Origin of the sequence: Aestuariimicrobium sp. p3-SID1156, assembly GCF_025144225.1 — a bacterium.
Classification (GTDB): domain Bacteria; phylum Actinomycetota; class Actinomycetes; order Propionibacteriales; family Propionibacteriaceae; genus Aestuariimicrobium.
Genome location: NZ_JALXXB010000008.1, coordinates 63,557 through 80,571 on the forward strand (window position 1 = coordinate 63,557; position 17,015 = coordinate 80,571).

The 17,015-nt window shown below is 65.5% G+C and carries 14 protein-coding genes, 1 tRNA gene, 2 pseudogenes and 1 riboswitch; of the genes and pseudogenes, 7 read left to right on the forward strand and 10 right to left on the reverse strand.

The features are described 5' to 3' along the window. Positions 1-62 precede the first annotated feature (62 nt). Together M3G03_RS09680 and M3G03_RS09685 are read left to right on the forward strand one after the other, a co-directional pair. Entirely contained in the window at positions 63-1,337 is a 1,275-nt protein-coding gene (locus M3G03_RS09680; protein ID WP_259809494.1) for an Nramp family divalent metal transporter, read from the forward strand. 22 nt (positions 1,338-1,359) lie between these two features. Beyond that, on the forward strand, positions 1,360-2,001 hold the full coding sequence (locus M3G03_RS09685; protein ID WP_311197530.1) for a metal-dependent transcriptional regulator: 642 nt from the start codon (positions 1,360-1,362) through the stop codon (positions 1,999-2,001). An 18-nt stretch (positions 2,002-2,019) separates the two neighbouring features. On the opposite strand, the gene M3G03_RS09690 is transcribed toward M3G03_RS09685, so the two are convergent. Further along, complete coding sequence (locus M3G03_RS09690; protein WP_259809495.1) at positions 2,020-2,367, reverse strand: hypothetical protein; 348 nt, start codon at positions 2,365-2,367, stop codon at positions 2,020-2,022. Between the two features lies 1 nt (position 2,368). Then, complete coding sequence (locus M3G03_RS09695) at positions 2,369-2,584, reverse strand: hypothetical protein (protein WP_259809496.1); 216 nt, start codon at positions 2,582-2,584, stop codon at positions 2,369-2,371. Positions 2,585-2,723: 139 nt separating this feature from the next. On the opposite strand from M3G03_RS09695, the gene M3G03_RS09700 reads away from it, so the two are divergent. Next, positions 2,724-2,796: transfer RNA gene (locus tag M3G03_RS09700), tRNA-Ala, on the forward strand. A gap of 813 nt (positions 2,797-3,609) precedes the next feature. Further along, positions 3,610-3,915 carry a hypothetical protein gene (locus tag M3G03_RS09705; protein ID WP_259809497.1) on the forward strand — a complete coding sequence of 102 codons (306 nt, stop codon included), beginning with the start codon at positions 3,610-3,612 and terminating at the stop codon, positions 3,913-3,915. Positions 3,916-4,523: 608 nt separating this feature from the next. Here M3G03_RS09705 and M3G03_RS09710 read toward each other — a convergent pair. Then, entirely contained in the window at positions 4,524-5,657 is a 1,134-nt protein-coding gene (locus M3G03_RS09710; RefSeq protein ID WP_259809498.1) for a hypothetical protein, read from the reverse strand. A 158-nt stretch (positions 5,658-5,815) separates the two neighbouring features. On the opposite strand from M3G03_RS09710, the pseudogene M3G03_RS09715 reads away from it, so the two are divergent. Next, positions 5,816-5,986 (forward strand): annotated as a pseudogene (locus M3G03_RS09715) (IS3 family transposase); the annotation flags it as partial. A gap of 36 nt (positions 5,987-6,022) precedes the next feature. Here M3G03_RS09715 and M3G03_RS09720 read toward each other — a convergent pair. The 3 genes and pseudogenes from M3G03_RS09720 to M3G03_RS09730 form a co-directional block, all read right to left on the reverse strand. Continuing rightward, a pseudogene (locus tag M3G03_RS09720) lies at positions 6,023-6,342 on the reverse strand (urocanate hydratase); the annotation flags it as partial. 104 nt (positions 6,343-6,446) lie between these two features. Next, positions 6,447-8,840: an OmpL47-type beta-barrel domain-containing protein gene (locus tag M3G03_RS09725; protein WP_259809499.1), complete on the reverse strand. Its 2,394-nt coding sequence runs from the start codon at positions 8,838-8,840 to the stop codon at positions 6,447-6,449. Between the two features lie 742 nt (positions 8,841-9,582). Beyond that, on the reverse strand, positions 9,583-10,026 hold the full coding sequence (locus tag M3G03_RS09730) for a hypothetical protein (RefSeq protein ID WP_259809500.1): 444 nt from the start codon (positions 10,024-10,026) through the stop codon (positions 9,583-9,585). A gap of 26 nt (positions 10,027-10,052) precedes the next feature. Here M3G03_RS09730 and M3G03_RS09735 point away from each other — a divergent pair, with 26 nt between their 5' ends. Continuing rightward, positions 10,053-11,048, forward strand: a complete 996-nt coding sequence (locus M3G03_RS09735; protein WP_259809502.1) for a DUF2075 domain-containing protein — start codon at positions 10,053-10,055, stop codon at positions 11,046-11,048. A gap of 81 nt (positions 11,049-11,129) precedes the next feature. Here M3G03_RS09735 and nrdF read toward each other — a convergent pair whose 3' ends face one another. From nrdF to nrdH, 4 genes are read right to left on the reverse strand one after another with little or no spacing between them, the layout of a single operon-like run. Further along, positions 11,130-12,104: a class 1b ribonucleoside-diphosphate reductase subunit beta gene (gene nrdF / locus M3G03_RS09740; protein WP_259809503.1), complete on the reverse strand. Its 975-nt coding sequence runs from the start codon at positions 12,102-12,104 to the stop codon at positions 11,130-11,132. A gap of 11 nt (positions 12,105-12,115) precedes the next feature. Further along, positions 12,116-14,269, reverse strand: coding sequence for a class 1b ribonucleoside-diphosphate reductase subunit alpha (nrdE, locus tag M3G03_RS09745; RefSeq protein WP_259809504.1), 2,154 nt, complete (start codon positions 14,267-14,269; stop codon positions 12,116-12,118). Further along, complete coding sequence (nrdI, locus tag M3G03_RS09750; protein ID WP_259809505.1) at positions 14,191-14,655, reverse strand: class Ib ribonucleoside-diphosphate reductase assembly flavoprotein NrdI; 465 nt, start codon at positions 14,653-14,655, stop codon at positions 14,191-14,193. Before nrdI ends, nrdE begins: the two co-directional genes overlap by 79 nt. Before the next feature lie 3 nt (positions 14,656-14,658). Next, on the reverse strand, positions 14,659-14,892 hold the full coding sequence (gene nrdH / locus M3G03_RS09755) for a glutaredoxin-like protein NrdH (protein WP_259809506.1): 234 nt from the start codon (positions 14,890-14,892) through the stop codon (positions 14,659-14,661). Positions 14,893-14,999: 107 nt separating this feature from the next. Continuing rightward, positions 15,000-15,212, reverse strand: a riboswitch (cobalamin riboswitch). 160 nt (positions 15,213-15,372) lie between these two features. On the opposite strand from nrdH, the gene M3G03_RS09760 reads away from it, so the two are divergent. Next, positions 15,373-16,824, forward strand: a complete 1,452-nt coding sequence (locus M3G03_RS09760; RefSeq protein WP_259809507.1) for a sodium:alanine symporter family protein — start codon at positions 15,373-15,375, stop codon at positions 16,822-16,824. Positions 16,825-17,015: the final 191 nt, after the last annotated feature.

Sequence of the window (17,015 nt, forward strand, 5' to 3'; positions counted from 1 at the left end):
GTTAGCGGGTGGGTCATGGACGGCGACGGGGTCGCTGAGCGAGTTAGGGTAACTTAACTTTCATGACCACGTCGGAGCGGACCGTTGCGGTGGGGCCGGATGCAACGGCCGCCGCGAGGCCCGCCCAGACGGCGATCTCCCGCCTGCTCGGCCCCGCTTTCGTCGCCGCGATCGCCTACGTGGACCCGGGCAATGTCGCCGCCAACCTCACCGCCGGCGCCCGCTACGGCTACCTGCTGGTCTGGGTGCTGGTGATCTCGAACGTGATGGCCGTGGTGGTGCAGTACCTTTCGGCCAAGCTCGGCGCGGTCACTGGACGCAGCCTGCCCGAACTCCTGGGCAGCTCCCTCTCGCGCCCGGCCCGGCTGGCCTACTTGGGCCAGGGCGGGTTGGTGGCGATGGCCACTGACCTGGCGGAGGTGATCGGTGGGGCGATCGCGCTGCAGATCCTCTTCGACATCCCGCTGGTGGTGGGCGGCCTAATCGTGGGTGCGATGTCGATGGCGATGTTGGCCATGCGTGATCGCCACGGTCAGCGCACCTTCGAACAGGTGGTGATCGGGCTGCTGCTGGTCATCACCATCGGTTTCGTCGCCGGGCTGCTGGTCGAGCCTCCGCACCCTGGGCAGGCCCTGGGCGGGCTGGTGCCGCGTTTCCAGGGGTCCGGGTCGGTGCTGATCGCGGCCAGCATGCTGGGAGCCACGGTGATGCCGCATGCGGTCTACCTCCATTCGGCGCTGGTGACCGACCGTCACGGTGGCGGGGGAGAGCCCTCCCGGATTCGGCAGCTGCTGCGCGCCTCCCGCTGGGACGTGGTGTTCTCCCTGCTCATCGCCGGGTCGGTCAACAGTGCGATGCTGCTGCTGGCTGCAACCCACCTTCCCGGGGTGCCGGGCACCGACACCATCGAGGGCGCGCATGCGGCGGTGGCGGCGGCGACCGGGCCGGTGGTGGCGACCCTGTTCGCGGTGGGGCTGCTCGCCTCGGGACTGGCCTCGGCGTCGGTGGGTTCCTATGCGGGGGCGAGCATCATGTCCGGTTTGCTGAAGGTTCGGATGCCGCTGCTGGTGGGTCGGCTGGTCACCCTGGTGCCGGCGATCGTGCTGCTGGCGGTGGGTGCCGACCCGACGTGGACGCTGGTGCTCTCGCAGGTGGCACTCAGCCTGGGGCTGCCGTTCGCCCTCTTCCCGCTGGTGGTGCTCACCGGTCGGCGCCGGGTGATGGGTGAGTTCGCCAATGGACGCCTGCTGGCGGCGGCCGGCTGGGCCGTCGCCGGCGTGATCGTCGTACTGAACATGACCCTGCTGGGGCTGCTTGCGTCCGGGCGGGGGGCGTGAGGACGCGGCTATCGTCGTGTCCATGCCCTCCCTGCATCCCGACGCGCTGAGCCCGGTGGCCCAGGACTACCTCAAGGTGATCTGGTCCCAGACCGAGTGGGGTGGCAGCCCGGCGACCACGTCTGACCTGGCCGCACGCTTCGGGACCTCAGCAGCGAACGTGACCGAAACCGTGCGCCGGTTGGCGTCCCAGGGATTGCTGGACTACACGCCCTACAAGCCCGTGCGACTGACCGAGGCGGGCAGGTCGGCGGCGGTGGCGATGGTGCGTCGGCACCGGCTGATCGAGACCTTCCTGGTCAACATGCTCGGCTACGGCTGGGACGAGGTGCACGACGAGGCGGAGCGGCTGGAGCACGCGGTCTCCGACACCCTCATTGAGCGACTGGACGCGATCCTGGGGCACCCGACCACCGACCCGCACGGGGACCCGATCCCCGACGCGGACGGGCACACGGCGCTCCCGGACGGGGCGGTGCTGCTGGCCGATGCCGAACTGCTGGGGAGCGTGCGGGTGATCAGGGTCTCCGACGCCGACCCCGCGGTCCTGGAACTGGCCAGGGATCACGGCCTGCAGCCCGGCCAGGCGTGCGAGGTTTCGGGGAGTACGGTGCCGGAACGGCTGGCCAGGGCCGTGTGGGTGGTGCCGCACCCCGGCGACTGAGCGTTCGTCGAGGGGGGCTCAGGCGAGGCTGGAGGAGCGGGCGTTCCCGTCCTCGTCGACGCCCGGGTCCGCGGTCAGCAAGCGGGCGATGTCGTCCAGGCTGCGATCGCCGGCATCGCCGGTCACCCGGTAGACGTCGATGGCGTCCTGGTAGCGGACACGTGCGACCCTGTGTTCGAGGAACAGCTCGACCGGGCCGGTGATGGCGCCGACCTCCTCGGTCATGATGCCGCCGGGCGGGGTTTCGATCAGCCGGCCCTCGTTGCCGTGGGCCCGGGTGGGCTCACCAACGGTCGACTCGGCTCCGTCATTGGCGCCGAAGGGCAGCGGACGCCCTGGGCCCGTGTTGGTGGTGGAGTCCGACACGTCAGGAGGGCTCGCCGGGCTGGGGATCCTCCGACAGCGGCTCGGTGGCCTGGTCGCCCTCGTCGAAGGCAGTGGTTTCGCCCTCGGCGGCGCGATCGCGAGTGTCCTGCTCGGGCTGCTGCGGTTCGCTCACCACGTTGCCGGGGATGGCGTCGGCGTCCAGCTCACCGGCGGCGTTGACGTTGTCGTCGTTCAGGTTCTGGGTGCTCTCAGTCATGGGTCGACTCTAGGACGCCTGCGGCGGGGTGCGCGGGCGTTCGGCGCAGATCGCAGGTTTTGCGCGTGGTCGGGGAGGGGGCGTATCATGGTGCGTCGCGGCTCGGGCCGCACCCGCTGAGACCGCTGGTCGAGGCGTCGGGGCTATGGCGCAATTGGTAGCGCACCTGCTTTGCAAGCAGGGGGTTAGGGGTTCGAGTCCCCTTAGCTCCACATTGGGGTGTCACAGACAAAGACACCCATCCCCTCCAAGAAATGCCTTGGTCAGGGGCCTGTTTGTCATCGGACTTTGACACGCCGTCAGGCTACGTCACGAGCGCTGGTTCAAGCCGTGAGCGGCACCGCGTTGTCCATGATCAGGGGCGTGGCCAAATCCACGCTTCTGACCACCAGGATGGACCGGCCTTCCAATGTCACGACTCCCCCTTATGCCACTCGATGCGGTGCCGGACGTCGAAGTGCGCTGGACTGCCGAGCCTCCGAAGGGTGCGTGCGAGTTGGGTGGTGTGTACGACGGCGACCGAGGGCCCGCGCTGATCACCATTCGTCGGTACCGGAACGACAGTCGCAACTACTTCACCTGTCTCCACGAGTTGGGCCATCACCTGTTCGCCCTGGACTAGATGTGGCAGTACGACGTTCTTCCCCTTCTGGGGAGCACGCTCGACTCACCGAGGACAAGATCGTCAACGACTTCGCGGCCTCACTCCTCATCCCCGAGGATCGGGTTGTCGAACACCTCGGGACCGGGGTGACGGCGGGCGGCATTGTGGCTCTGGTGCAGCAGACCCAAGCATCCGCCACTTCGTGCTGCGTTCGAGCCCTCTATCGACCCGGGGAGCGCCTGATCATGCTGGCCGATCATGCGGGCCACATCTGGTGGGCCGACGCCAACGGTTCCCCCTTCAACCCGGGGAAGAGAGTTCACCAGCCCTCTCTCCTCCGCGCCATCCAGCGAGCGGGAGAGGACGGGGTGAGCACACAGTGATCGGAGGAGAAGGGATCCGTTACTCCTCCGGGAAGGCAATGACGGACGTCAGGATCGAGGTGGCGCTCCACGAGGGGCTCGCCATCGCCGTCGTCACCTCGACGAACCCGCAGACCCGACACTGGGTCGACTCGCAGTGGGAGGAAACCTGCGGAGCGTGCGGGGCCGACTTCGAGATCAGCGACTCTCCAGGTCACTGCGACAAGTGCGACGCCTGGAAGTGTCCTGACTGCCGTGCTTGCGAGTGCGCTGTTCACAAGCCGGTCTACTGCATGAAGTGCTTCATGCAGATGTCACTGGTGGAATCCGCTGGAGGACGCACCGAGCACGACGGGTGTCCCTGAGGAGGGCCAGTAGAGGGCCAGCATCGCCGTGCCGTCGTCGGAGCAGGGCGGTGGCGTGAACGCCACCGGCCGGGGCGGCTTGGACAATCCACCGAATCCCTAGGGACCAGACCCCACCGGAGGGGGCGCATTGTCCCTATTCAGAGGTTCACGGAAGATCACACAAACAAACCGCAGGTCAGAAGCCCTTTCCCGATTCGGGGCCGGCCTCTGTCGTGTCACCAGATGGCTCGACCGCGTGGTCCCCGGTGGTATGAGAACGGTCGAATCCAGTTGTTACACGTGTTGGGCTGGGTGCGTCCCGTGCGTCCCCGGGATCCGCGGAATCACGCGGAAGGCGACCCGGTGATTCGACCATGTGCGTCCTCGGCGAGAGCCGCGATCACGGGGCCTTGCCGGGGCCCCGCGTGGGCCCCGTATTCGTGCCGCGTCGCGGGTTAGCGTCGATGCATGGCTGGCATCGCTGACTACTTGGCGACGCGGGAGGACGCCGTGCGAAGAGGACGCGGTTGAGCGGCACATGGAGGACGGGTAGACCCGTCTCCTAACGCCGAAGGAGGCTCAGCCTCACCGGGCGCGCATGCCGTCCACCGGAGGAGACGAGTCGATCAGGACCCCGGCTGCCGCGAGGTCAAGTACGTCAGGGTGACTTCAATGAGATCGACCAGATCGCGCGCGGTGGCTGTCCCGAAGTCGATCTCGGCGATGGCTTGGAAGCGCAGCGCGCCGTCGCCATAGAACCCGGGCGCAGTGCGCTGCCGGTTGTTCTTGCGTCCGTCCAGGAGCGGTGCGTTGGCAAATCCGTGAGTGATGACCGGCTCCCAGTCACCTTTGGACTTCGGTCGGCTCGGCCGGTCGCGCCGAAGCAGCGTCGCGAGGTCGGGTCGTGACTCGGTGATTGCGGCCTTCAGACTTGCGTACTCGAGATCGGCATCCATGCTCATCGCCAGGTCGTAGGCCGCGCGGCGTACGACTTCGTCCTCGACACCGCCGGGCCGCGGCTTGAAGTCGACGCCGAACCGGAGCTCGCCACCGGGTTTGGTCTCCCACCACCGGATCTCGGCGATGAAGGCTCGCTCGTCTGTCTCCCCACGCACGTTGGTCCATGCCTGAACCAAGGGCAGCCCACCGCCGCTGGTCACCCCGGCCCATGCGCGCCGGCCACGCTCGGCGATGTCGGATGCGACCCGTCGGGTGACGACTCGCGCGAAGAACTTCTGGTCGAGCGAACTGAGCGGCTGCGAGTCCTCGGCACCGCGGCGGGCGAACACCCTGGCGATCGAATTGTCCCAGCTGCGAAGCACGGCTGCCGCCTCGCGCGCGAGGACACGAGCTGACTCGTCGCTGGAGTCCTCCCACGCGCCGACGAAGTCGCTCAAACAGAGGAAGCGCCAGCGCGCGGCGTCGGCGTCCACCCTCCCGGCGTCGAAGCTGAGCGCTGCTAGGTAGAGGTCGGGCTGGGACGCAAGGACCTCGTACTTCTTCTGCTGCTCCGCACTCATCGAGTGGCCGAGCTTGACCTCGATGACCGCACGTCGCGCGGCGCTGGACAAGAGCAGATCGGCGTGGTTCGCATCGCGTGCTTCGCGGCTGACCGTATCGGGTACGAAGCCGACGAGGTCCGCCCACGGTGATGGATCGCGATCGCTGAGGAACTGGACGACATCCGAGATGTTCGTTTCCTGGGCTAGAAGTCGACCCATCCCTCGCGCTCTGACCCACGGCGCTGCGTTGTTGCTCATACGACCCAGCATCGCATGGCGGCAGATAAGGGCCTTTATCCGGGCATGGATGACCGCGGGTGTACGTAAGCCGCTGACGGCCCCTGGGTTCCACCATCGTGCACAACAACGACCCTCTCGGAGGCACAACTCACGCATCAAGCGGTGGCTAACCTGAGATCGTCGACCGAAACAACACGGTCTTATCAAGGGCAGATCCAAGGGGGCTCGCGACCGTGACCTGGATCGAACGGACCTATCACCGCCGTCGCCGACAAGCCCGACTCGGCCGGCTCACACCCATCGAGTTCGAAATGGTTCAATCAACACAGGCGGCTGCCGCCGCCTGACTCTTCGTGTCAATCAAACTCGCGGCAGACCCCCACCTCAATCGCGTGCTCATTCCGCGCCCAGGACCGTCGCCCCACGCCACACATCACGTCCCACAGCGGTCAGGACTTGATGACCTCGTCCACCCGCTCCGAACCGTCCAGCGACAGCCCGAAGCCGCCGTTGATCGAGTTCCCGATCCCGGTTCCACCGCCGTTGTGCAGTGCCACCAGGCTCATCCCGCGTGCCGCATTGCCGGCGAAGCACTGGGTGGCCATGTCGGCCATCACGTTCGACCCGTCCTTGATGTGGGAGGCCTCGGTGGAGAACCGGTAGCTGACTAATCGTGGCGGTCGCGCGCAAGCACAGGGGGTCCACGTGGCTAGCAGGGACCCCGACGATCCTCTCGAAATTGCCGTGCTCAGCGCAGTGCGCCCCCGCTGGTCAGCGGAGGCGCACTGTGGAATGACGTGGGACTGATCAGGGTTGGCCAGCGTTTTGGTTCCCCCCGACATTGCCGCAGCCCGGTCGTCCTCGGTTCGACTTGTTGTTGTCGCCGTGGTTGCCGCAGCCCTTCTGGTTGCGAACCACCACCTGAACCAGGCGGGTGCCCTCGACGTTGCGGTCACGGTCGATCGACCGGTACTCGACGCTGTAGGTGCCCCCAGAGGGGAAGGTGATGGGCTTGGTATAGGTCTGCCACGGTCCACCGTCGACGCGGTACTGCGTCTCAGCAACACCAGCCCCGGAATCCCTGGCCGTCAGGGTGACGGAGACTCGGTCAGGGCGCTGGCCAGCGTTGGCGACAGTCGCCAGGGTCGCAGGCGCTGTTCCGTCGACAGTCCTGGCGAGGTCGAAGTTCCATCGGAACAATCTGGAGACTCGGCCGTAGTAGAGGTTGCCTGCTCGATCCATCGTGAGGTGGCGGACGCCATTGCTCGCCATGCGAATCCGCTCGAACGACACACGGTCCACTCGCCAGAGCGACCCGGCGCTCGTGGCGTAGAGATAGCCATCGTCACGGATGACGATCTCCTGCTCGGCGCCGTACATGGTGTTCGTCCTGGGGAACACCTGCTCGATCGCCTCAAATCGCCGCTGCTCCGGATCGAACTTCAGCAGGGCACCGTTGGCGATGGCCCAGAGCTTGCCGTCAGTGTCGAACTCCAGCGCGGCGATGCTGGTCGCGCCCGGGATCGGGGCGCTCTCGAACAGCTTCTTGCCGGTTTGGGGGTCGAGGATGATGAGCTTGGCGTCCGTTGCGACCGGGTCGATCCCGTAGCCGCCGTTGATACTGGTCCCCGCGTAGATCAGCCCGTCCTTCTCGGCCAGCGACACGATGGACTGGTTCTCGACGATGTCGTTGAAAACGCGCATGGCCCCGGTCAGCGGGTCCCACATGGTGATGGCACCGCCGAGTCGGCCCGACTTCGGGACGGAGCTGACGGCCACCTCGTTGCCCACACGGACCATCGATTGTGGTCGATCCTGCTCGAAGCCGATCGAGAGCGGTTCACGCGGGTTGCTGCCGTTGGCCCAGGGGCGGGTGGTGTCGTAGGTGGCGAGCAGGCCGTTGGGGTAGCGACCCATCAGCAGCAGGTCATCGAAAGTTCCCAGGCCTTCCACCTGGCCGGCTCCGGGCAACTGGGTGAAGGTGTCCGTGGAGGGGTCGAACTGGGCCATGCTCGGGGGCGACAGGAAGCCCGGCACGTAGATTTTGCCGTCAGGGCCCGTTCCGATGGTCTGGATCGGGTTTGGTGTCGGTTCCAGTTGCGATTCGCCCAGGTAGGCGCTCTTGCGGGTCTGGAAATTGTAGCTGTAGGCGCGACCCCGGTAGAAGGTCATCACCATCGTGAAACCGGGGAAATTGACCTGGTCGTCGAAGCGATGCCAGATGAATGCGCCAGGCAAGGCGTTGGGGTTGAAACCGGAGTACTCGACGCGGTGGTCGGCCAGGTAGTAGCGGTAGAGGCCGGTCGGCGTGACGCCATTGGCCATCCGGAACAGGACGAACGAGCCGGTGGGATCCAGACCTGAGATCACCCGTCCGGTGACCTTCTCCACCGTGTTGACCACCGAGAGGTTATCAAGGTCGTAAACCACGATGGTGTTGGCAGACTCGACGCGCGCGAACAGGTACCCACCGGCGACCGTGAGGTCGTAAACGGCGTTCTTGGACGCGACAGGGACCGCCATCTCGATCCTCGCGCCCGTGCGGCGGTCAACCCGCGCCAGCTTGGCGTTGGGCTGGCTGCCGACGTAGACGTAGTCGTCGTCAGCAGCGATGGAGCGGACATAGGTCTCGCCCTCGTTGACCTGCCCCAGGCTGGTGACAGTGCCAGTCACGCGATCGAAGGTGAACAGCAACCCGCCGGGGTAGGTGCCGCCGTAGATCGTCCCATCCGGAGCGGCAGCCAGACGCCAGATCCCCTGACCGGGGAAAGGGATCCCGTGCGATGTGATGGTTGTGTCACCCGGCGCCCACGAGTACAGGTGTCCCTCGGTCGAGGCGAAGTAGAGCCGCTTCTCCACCTCGGAGTAGACGTTGGCCCAGGAATTGATGCCGGCTTCAACGCGCTGCTGGAAGACGACCTTCTGGCGCTCGACATCCATGACCTGCAACATCATCGGCACTTCGGAGTTGCCATTCGACACGTAGAACGCGAGAAGGTTGCCTTCCCCGTCCACGCCCAGCGACGACTCTGGAGACAGGAACGAGCCCGGGATGGCGTGCCCCAGGCCCTCCTCGGCACCCGTGACCGGGACGGAAACGGGCAGATCGGGGGCTGTCTCGGCGCGAGCGCTGGAGCTCGGGTTCAGCAGCGACATGACCATGGCGATGGTCACGCCAAATGCGATGAGTGGGTTACGCATCTCTCCTCCTTGAAAGAAAACCTTTGCTGAAAAGTAGCATTGTGCCGGCGGGCAGGGAAGAGGCCACCTTTTACCGAAGCAGGTGCCAGTGCGTCCCGATGACGGTCCGGTCGCCGGGGAACGGCGCGGTCGCCACGGTGTGACACTTCGAACAACATGGACGCGTGAGTCGCCAACAGAGCGGGTTCGTCTGCACTTGGCATTACCATGACCTACATCCAGCGGATCGACGAGCTTCCCATGAGGACATGCTCCCCCGCACACATCGTTGTGCTGCCCGGGAGCCAATCAGGTGCCGTCCTCATTGTTGCGAGTCTCCGCTCGCGAATTCTCCTCAGTAGAAGCCGCATTGGCTGAAGTGTTGACCGCGAACATGGTTCATCAGGTCGGTCATCGACCGAGCCAGGGGGAGCTGCGATCGTGGCAACGTAGTGCGTCCGTACTCGCAGCGGACCTCCTACGGGCAGGGCGACCAGGCGTGGAGATTCTGTTGGAGTACCAACTCCCGTTCACGTCCAAGCGTGCCGATGCCGTACTCGCCGGCATTGACCGTTCCGGAGCGCCCAGGTACGTCGAGGTAGAGCTGAAGCAGTGGTCCGGCGCGGCTCGTTTCGAGGACAGCGACGACCTCGTCACCGTCGAGGGTTATGGGCTCAACCGGCCTGTCACCCACCCGAGCGAACAGGTGCGGAGCTACTGCGAGTACCTCACTGACTACACCGTCGTACTGTCAGAGCATCCGTCATCGGTCGCGGGGGTTGCCTACCTGCACAACGCGACCGACCTCGGCGTCGCCGATCTTCTGGACGCGCCGGCAGCTTGGGCAGCCAAGCTCTTCACCGGGCAGCGACGCGGTGAGTTCGTCGACTACCTGAGATCGACTTTCGCCGACGCCGATGGCACCCACGCCGCGGATGCACTGCTCGGAAGCAAAGTCACCCCGTCGAAGCAATTGATGGCGCTGGCCGCGGAGGAAGTGCAACGTCGCGAAATGTTCGTCCTGCTGGACGAGCAGCGTGATGCCTTCAACGCTGCGCGCCATGCGGTGGACAGCGCGCGCCGAGCGAACACGAAGACGGCAGTGCTGATTTCGGGCGGGCCTGGGAGTGGCAAGAGCGTGATCGCGCTCTCGCTCCTCGGCGAGCTGGCGCGCCAGGGAAGGCCGTCGTCCACGCGACTGGTTCACGTTCGTTCACTCAGACTCTGCGCAAGGTGGCCGCCAAGGGTGCTCCGCGTGTGCAGAAGAGCTTCCAGTACTTCAACTCCTTCATGCAGAGCGAGCCGAACGACCTCGACTGCCTCATCCTGGATGAATCTCACCGGATCAGGGAGACCTCGGCGAACCGTTACACGAAGGCAGCGCTTCGCACCGGGAGACCACAGATCGACGAGTTGCTCAGCGCCGCCCGGGTCCCGGTCTTCCTGCTGGACGAGAACCAGGTGGTGAGGCCAGGGGAGCTGGGCACCGTCGAAGACATCGAGGATGCTGCTGGGGAGCGAGGCATCGACGTCATCCGCATCGACCTGGACGCGCAATTCCGCTGCGGTGGATCGCAGAGGTACGTGGACTGGGTCGAAGGATTGCTCGGGCTCAAGGGAGAAGGCCCTCATCGGTGGCAGTCCGACGGACGATTCGACGTGCAGGTCGTGGATTCACCCGAGGACATGGAAGAGCGCCTCGCTGCCCGGGCACGGGAGGGCTTCGGAGCGCGCATGGCAGCTGGCTACTGCTGGCCCTGGAGCGATCCCAGGCCTGATGGCTCCCTGGTGCCCGACGTCCAGATCGCCGGCTGGGCTCGACCCTGGAACCTCAAGGGGGACCGATCAACCGGAGGTGCTCCTCCAGCCGCTCTGTGGGCAACTGACCCGGCCGGTTTCGGTCAGGTGGGCTGCGTGTACACCGCGCAGGGCTTCGAGTACGACTATGCAGGGGTGATCATCGGCCCGGACCTGGTGTGGAGGACAGACAGGTGGGTCTCCGTTCGTGATCGCAACCGTGATCCCGATTTCCGGAATCGCTCGAGGGTTGAGGATGCGTTCTTCGACCGCTTGGTGAGGAACGTGTACAAGGTATTACTCACGCGTGGGCTATTGGGAGTCGTGATCTACAGCACGGATGCCGAAACCCGGGACATGCTGCGGGGACTGGCGGGTCAGACATCCGACGGCGTACCCTCCACATCGAAACCTGCGGCATCGTCACGATGAGCACGGGGTACGTCGCGGACGGCAGCGCTGCCATTGCAGGGATCAAGAGTCCCTGGCCTGCAACCGGGCCGGGCGTCGTGCTCAGAAGGCCCAGTCCTCGTCCTCGGTGTCCTCGGCGCGCCCCATCACGTAGCTCGAGCCCGACCCGGAGAAGAAGTCGTGGTTCTCGTCAGCATTGGGGCTCAGGGCTGCCAGGATGGCGGGAGAGACGGCTGTGGCCTTCTTGGGGAAGAGCGCCTCATAGCCCAGGTTCATCAGGGCCTTGTTGGCGTTGTAGCGCAGGAACATCTTCACGTCCTCGGTGAGGCCGAGCGGGTCGTAGAGGTCCTCGGTGTAGGACTCCTCGTTGTCGTAGAGCTCGTACAGCAACTCGAAGGTGTACTCCTTCAGCTCCTGGCGACGTTCGGGCGAGGCGTCCCTGAGCGCTTGCTGGTACTTGTAGCCGATGTAGTAACCGTGGACGGCCTCGTCGCGAATGATCAGGCGGATCAGGTCGGCAGTATTGGTGAGCCGGGCGTGGCTGGACCAGTACATCGGGGCGTAGAAGCCTGAGTAGAACAGGAAGGACTCCAGCATCGTGGAGGCGACCTTGCGCTTCTCGGGGTCGTCGCCGTAGTAGAAGTCGAGCACGATGCGCGCCTTGCGCTGCAGGAACTCGTTCTCCTCGCTCCAGCGGAAGGCCTCGTCGATCTCCTCGGTGGAGATCAGGGTGGAGAAGATCGAGGAGTAGCTCTTGGCGTGTACCGACTCCATGAAGGCGATGTTGGTGTAGACGGCCTCCTCGTGCGGGGTGCGGGCATCGGGGATCAGGGAGACCGCTCCGACGGTGCCCTGGATGGTGTCCAGCATCGTCAGGCCAGTGAAGACCCGGGTCGTCATCAGCTGCTCGGGCCTGCGCAGGCTGCGCCAGGAGGGGATGTCATTGCTCAAGGGCACCTTCTCGGGCAACCAGAAGTTGGAGGTGAGGCGGTCCCACACCTCCAGGTCCTTCTCGTCCTCGATCCGGTTCCAGTTGATCGCCTGGACGCCGCGGAGGAGGGGGATCGTGGGGTTCATCTGTGGTCCTTTCACAGCATGCAGCTGACGCAGTTGTCGACCTCGGTGCCCTGCAGGGCGAGCTGCCTGAGGCGGACGTAGTAGAGGGTCTTGATGCCCTTGCGCCAGGCGTGGATCTGGGCGCGGTTCAGGTCGCGGGTGGTGACGGTGTCGGGGAAGAAGAGGGTCAGCGAGAGGCCCTGGTCGACGTGCTGGGTGGCGGCGGCGTAGGTGTCGATGATCGCCTCGGGCCCGATCTCGTACGCGTCGCGGTAGTACTCGAGGTTGTCATTGGTCATGTAGGGCGCCGGGTAGTAGACGCGGCCGATCTTGCCCTCCTTGCGGATCTCCACCTTCGCGACGATGGGGTGGATGGAGCTGGTGGAGTGGTTGATGTAGCTGATCGATCCGGTCGGCGGGATGGCCTGGAGGTTCTGGTTGTAGAGCCCGTGCTGGGACACCTCCTCGGCGAGGCGTTGCCAGTCCTCGGGGGTGGGCAGCTGCACCCCGGCCTGCTCGAACAGTTCGGCCACTCGTGGGGTGCGCGGCTCCCACGTCCCCTCGATGTACTTGCGGAAGTACGAGCCGTTGGCGTAGTCGGAGTTCTCGAACCCGGCGAAGCTCTGTCCGCGCTCCCGGGCCAGGCGGCAGGAGGCTGCGATCGCGTGGAAGGTGATCGTGTAGAAGTAGAGGTTGGTGAAGTCCAGGGCCTCCGGCGAGCCGTAGTGGATGCGTTCGCGGGCCAGGTAACCGTGCAGGTTCATCTGGCCCAGGCCGATGGCGTGGCTCAGCTGGTTGCCGCGCTCGATGCTGGGGGCGCAGGCGATGTTGGACTGGTCGGAGACCGCGCTGAGGGCGCGGACGGCGACCTCGACGGTGCGCCCCAGGTCGGGGGAGTCCATGGCCTTGGCGATGTTGAGCGAGCCCAGGTTGCAGGAGATGTCCTTGCCGATCGTCTCGAAGCTGAGGTCCTCCCGGTAGGTGGAGGGGGCCGAGACCTGCAGGATCTCCGAGCACAGGTTGGACATGGAGATGCGCCCGGCGATCGGGTTGGCGCGGTTCACGGTGTCCTCGAAGACCATGTAGGGGTAGCCGGACTCGAACTGGATCTCGGCGATGGTCTGGAAGAGTTTGCGGGCGCTGATCTTCTTCTTGGCGATGCGCTTGTCATCGACCATCTCGCGGTACTTCTCGGTGATCGAGATCTCGCTGAAGGGTGTGCCGTAGATGCGTTCGACGTCGTAGGGGCTGAACAGGTACATGTCCTCGTCGTCGCGGGCCAACTCGAAGGTGATGTCGGGCACGACCACACCCAGCGAGAGGGTCTTGATGCGGATCTTCTCGTCGGCGTTCTCACGCTTGGTGTCCAGAAAGGCGAGGATGTCGGGGTGGTGGACGTTGAGGTAGACCGCCCCCGCTCCTTGGCGTGCCCCCAGCTGGTTGGCATAGCTGAAGGAGTCCTCCAGCAGCTTCATCACGGGGATGACCCCGGAGCTCTGGTTCTGGATGCGCTTGATCGGGGCGCCGGCTTCGCGCAGGTTCGTCAGGCACAAGGCCACCCCGCCGCCGCGCTTGGACAACTGGAGTGATGAGTTGATGGCGCGGGCGATGGATTCCATGTTGTCCTCCACCCGCAGCAGGAAGCAGGAGACCAGTTCCCCGCGGGAGGCCTTGCCGGCGTTGAGGAAGGTGGGGGTGGCTGGCTGGAAGCGCCCGGCCATGATCTCGTCGACGACCTGCTCGGCCAGGGTGCGGTCACCCGCGGCCAGGGTGAGCGCGACCATGCAGACGCGGTCCTCGAAGCGTTCCAGGTAGCGGGTGCCGTCGAAGGTCTTGAGGGTGTAGGAGGTGTAGTACTTGAAGGCACCCATGAACGTGGGGAAGCGGAACTTCACCGCGTAGGCGCGCTTGAACAACGACTTGATGAAGTCGAAGTCGTAGCGGGCCAGGACCTCGGGTTCGTAGTAGCCCTCCTCCACCAGGTGGTCGAGCTTCTCGCGCAGGGAGTGGAAGAACACGGTGTTGCGGTTGACGTGCTGCAGAAAGTACTGGTGGGCGGCCTGCCGGTCGGCCTCGAACTGGATGTGGCCGTTCTCGTCGTAGAGGTTCAGCAGGGCATTGAGGGCGTGGTAGTCGGGCTGGGTGACCGGTTCGGTCCCGACGTCGGTGACAACAGTGGTTTCCATGTGTGGGAGAGTCCTTCTCGGACAGCGGCGACGTCCTCGCCCGTGCCCATGAGTTCGAAAGTATGGAGTTGGGGGACGCCGCACTTGGCGGCGATGATGCGTCCGGCCAGGCAATAGGCGGAGCCAAAGTTGGTGTTGCCGGCAGCCACGACCCCGCTCAGCAGAGAGCGGTTGTGTTCGTCGTTGAGGAAGCCGATGACCTGTTTGGGGACGGCGCCGCCCTGATGTCCACCGCCATAGGTGGGGACGATCAGGACGTAGGGGGCCTCGACCCGGAGGGCGGGGGTGCTCCGACGCAGCGGGATGCGTTGGGCTGGTAGACCCAGCTTCTGCACAAAGCGGTGGGTGTTCTCCGAGGTCGAGCTGAAGTAGACGACCTGGGTCATCGGTCAGGCGACGCGTCGGGCTACGGCCTTGATCAGGTCTGGCCGGAACCCGCTCCAGTACTCGCCGTCGGCCTCGACGACGGGTGCTGCCTGGTAGCCGCGGGCCATGAGGTCGAGCAGGGCCTGCTCGTCGGTGGCCAGGTCGACGACCTCATATTCCAGGCCCAGCTTGTCCAGTGCTCGATAGGTTGCCGTGCACTGCACGCACGACGGCTTGCTGTAGACCGTGATTGCCATGTCTGCTCCTCGGAGACGTCAACGGTGGCGCGAGCAGACCTGGAGGCGGCGGGGGATTGTGGTCCCGCGGCCGGGCCCTCCGAGGGGCTGCACGTGCCGGCGCCCTGCGGTTGCAGGACGGCGAGGGCAGGTCTTCGGACTCCCGGGCATGGCCACGTGGTGGCTGGCCTACTGGCTGTCGCTTCCCAGAGCTGGCTGCTCCAGTGCTTGGTGACGGCGTTCGTTCCCGGTTACCGCTGCGGGACAGTTCCGGATTCTCACCGGATTCCCTCTTGCGACGACCCACCTGGGTGGGTCGAACCCTTGCGTGAACCACTATATGCAGTGAATTACACGGGTGCAACTACCCGTATCTTGTGTCTGTCGGTTCCGCCGGGTCCGGTCGCAGCGCCGGGATGAAGGGCCCTGTCGTCCGAACCCCTCCGGAGACTAGAATCACCATCTCCACGTGCCCAACTCGGGCCCCACGGAAGGAGCGCGGTGAACCAGCTCATCGGAGTCGTCAGCGAATACCTGTGGTACGGGGTCTTCATCATCCTGGTCGGGGCGGGCCTCTACCTGACCATCGCCACCAGAGCAGTCCAGATCCGTCTCATCCCCGAGATGTTCAGGGTCGTGAGGGAGAAGTCCATCGACGACGACCAGGGGCGCAAGCAGATCAGCTCCTTTCGGGCCTTCACCATCTCAGCTGCTTCCCGCGTCGGCACCGGCAACATCGCCGGAGTCGCCATCGCCGTCAGTCTGGGCGGTCCCGGCGCCATCTTCTGGATGTGGCTGCTGGGTCTGCTCGGCGGTGCCTCCGCGTTCATGGAGTCGACCCTCGCCCAGGCCTACAAGGTGCGCATCAACGGCGAGTACGTCGGCGGCCCGGCCTACTACATGGAACGCGGCCTCAACAAGCGCTGGATGGGCGTGGCCTTCGCCCTGATCATCTGCGTCACCTACGGTTTCGTGTTCAACTCGGTGCAGTCCAACTCGATCATCGCTGCCCTCGGCAACTCCCTGGAGATCGCCCCCGACACCTCCCAGCGCGAGGTGCTGGGCATCGTCGTCGGAATCATGCTGGCCATCATCACCGCCATGATCATCTTCGGCGGTGTCCGCAAGCTGTCGGCCTTCACCCTGGTCGCCGTTCCCGTCATGGCCCTGCTCTACCTGGCCCTGGGGATCGGCGTGGTCGTGCTCAACATCGAGAAGGTGCCCGGCATGTTCGCCGACATCGTGCTCGGCGCCTTCGGAGTGCGCGAGTTCGTCACCGGCACCGTCTTCGGCGTCTTCCTGCAAGGACTCAAGCGCGGCCTGTTCTCCAACGAGGCCGGCATGGGCTCAGCCCCCAACGCGGGAGCCGCCGCCTCGGTCAGCCACCCCGTCAAGCAGGGCCTGGTGCAGTCCCTGGGCGTCTACTTCGACACCCTGGTCGTGTGCAGCATCACCGCCTTCATCGTGCTGCTCTCCAACCCCGTCTACGGCGACAAGGCCCGCGGCGCCTCCCTCACCCAGGACGCGCTGGCCACCCAGCTCGGCGGCTGGGCCGTCCACTTCCTCACCATCGCGATCTTCCTGTTCGCCTTCAGCTCGGTGATCGGCAACTACTACTACGGCGAGTCCAACATCCGCTTCCTCACCCGCAAGCAGGCACCGCTGGTCGTCTACCGGGTCGTCGTGTGTGGCTTCGTCTTCCTTGGTGCGGTGCTCAGCCTCGACCTGGTCTGGAGCCTGGCCGACGTCTTCATGGGCGTCATGGCCACCCTCAACCTGGTTGCCGTCCTGATGCTGGCCAAGGTTGGCATAGCACTGATGCGCAACTACACCCAGCAGCGTCGCCGCGGCGCGGAGCCCACCTTCCACGCCGACGACCTCGGCGTCGAGGGGATGGAGACCTGGGACGGCTCCGACCCGGTCACCCGTCCCCTCGAGCAGGCTGCTTCCTGACCAGCTGCACCTGCAGCACCACGCCCACCGGCCCCGCCCCCAGCCATTCCGCCCCGGGCCATTCCGCCCCACGCCATTCCGCGTTTGCACGTTTTCCAAGCCCTCGCTCGCGACACAGCCCGGGCAGGAGCACATTTCGCGGTTAGTGCGAGATGACAGGGGGGAGGGGGCCGGGGGAGCGTCGATGCCCC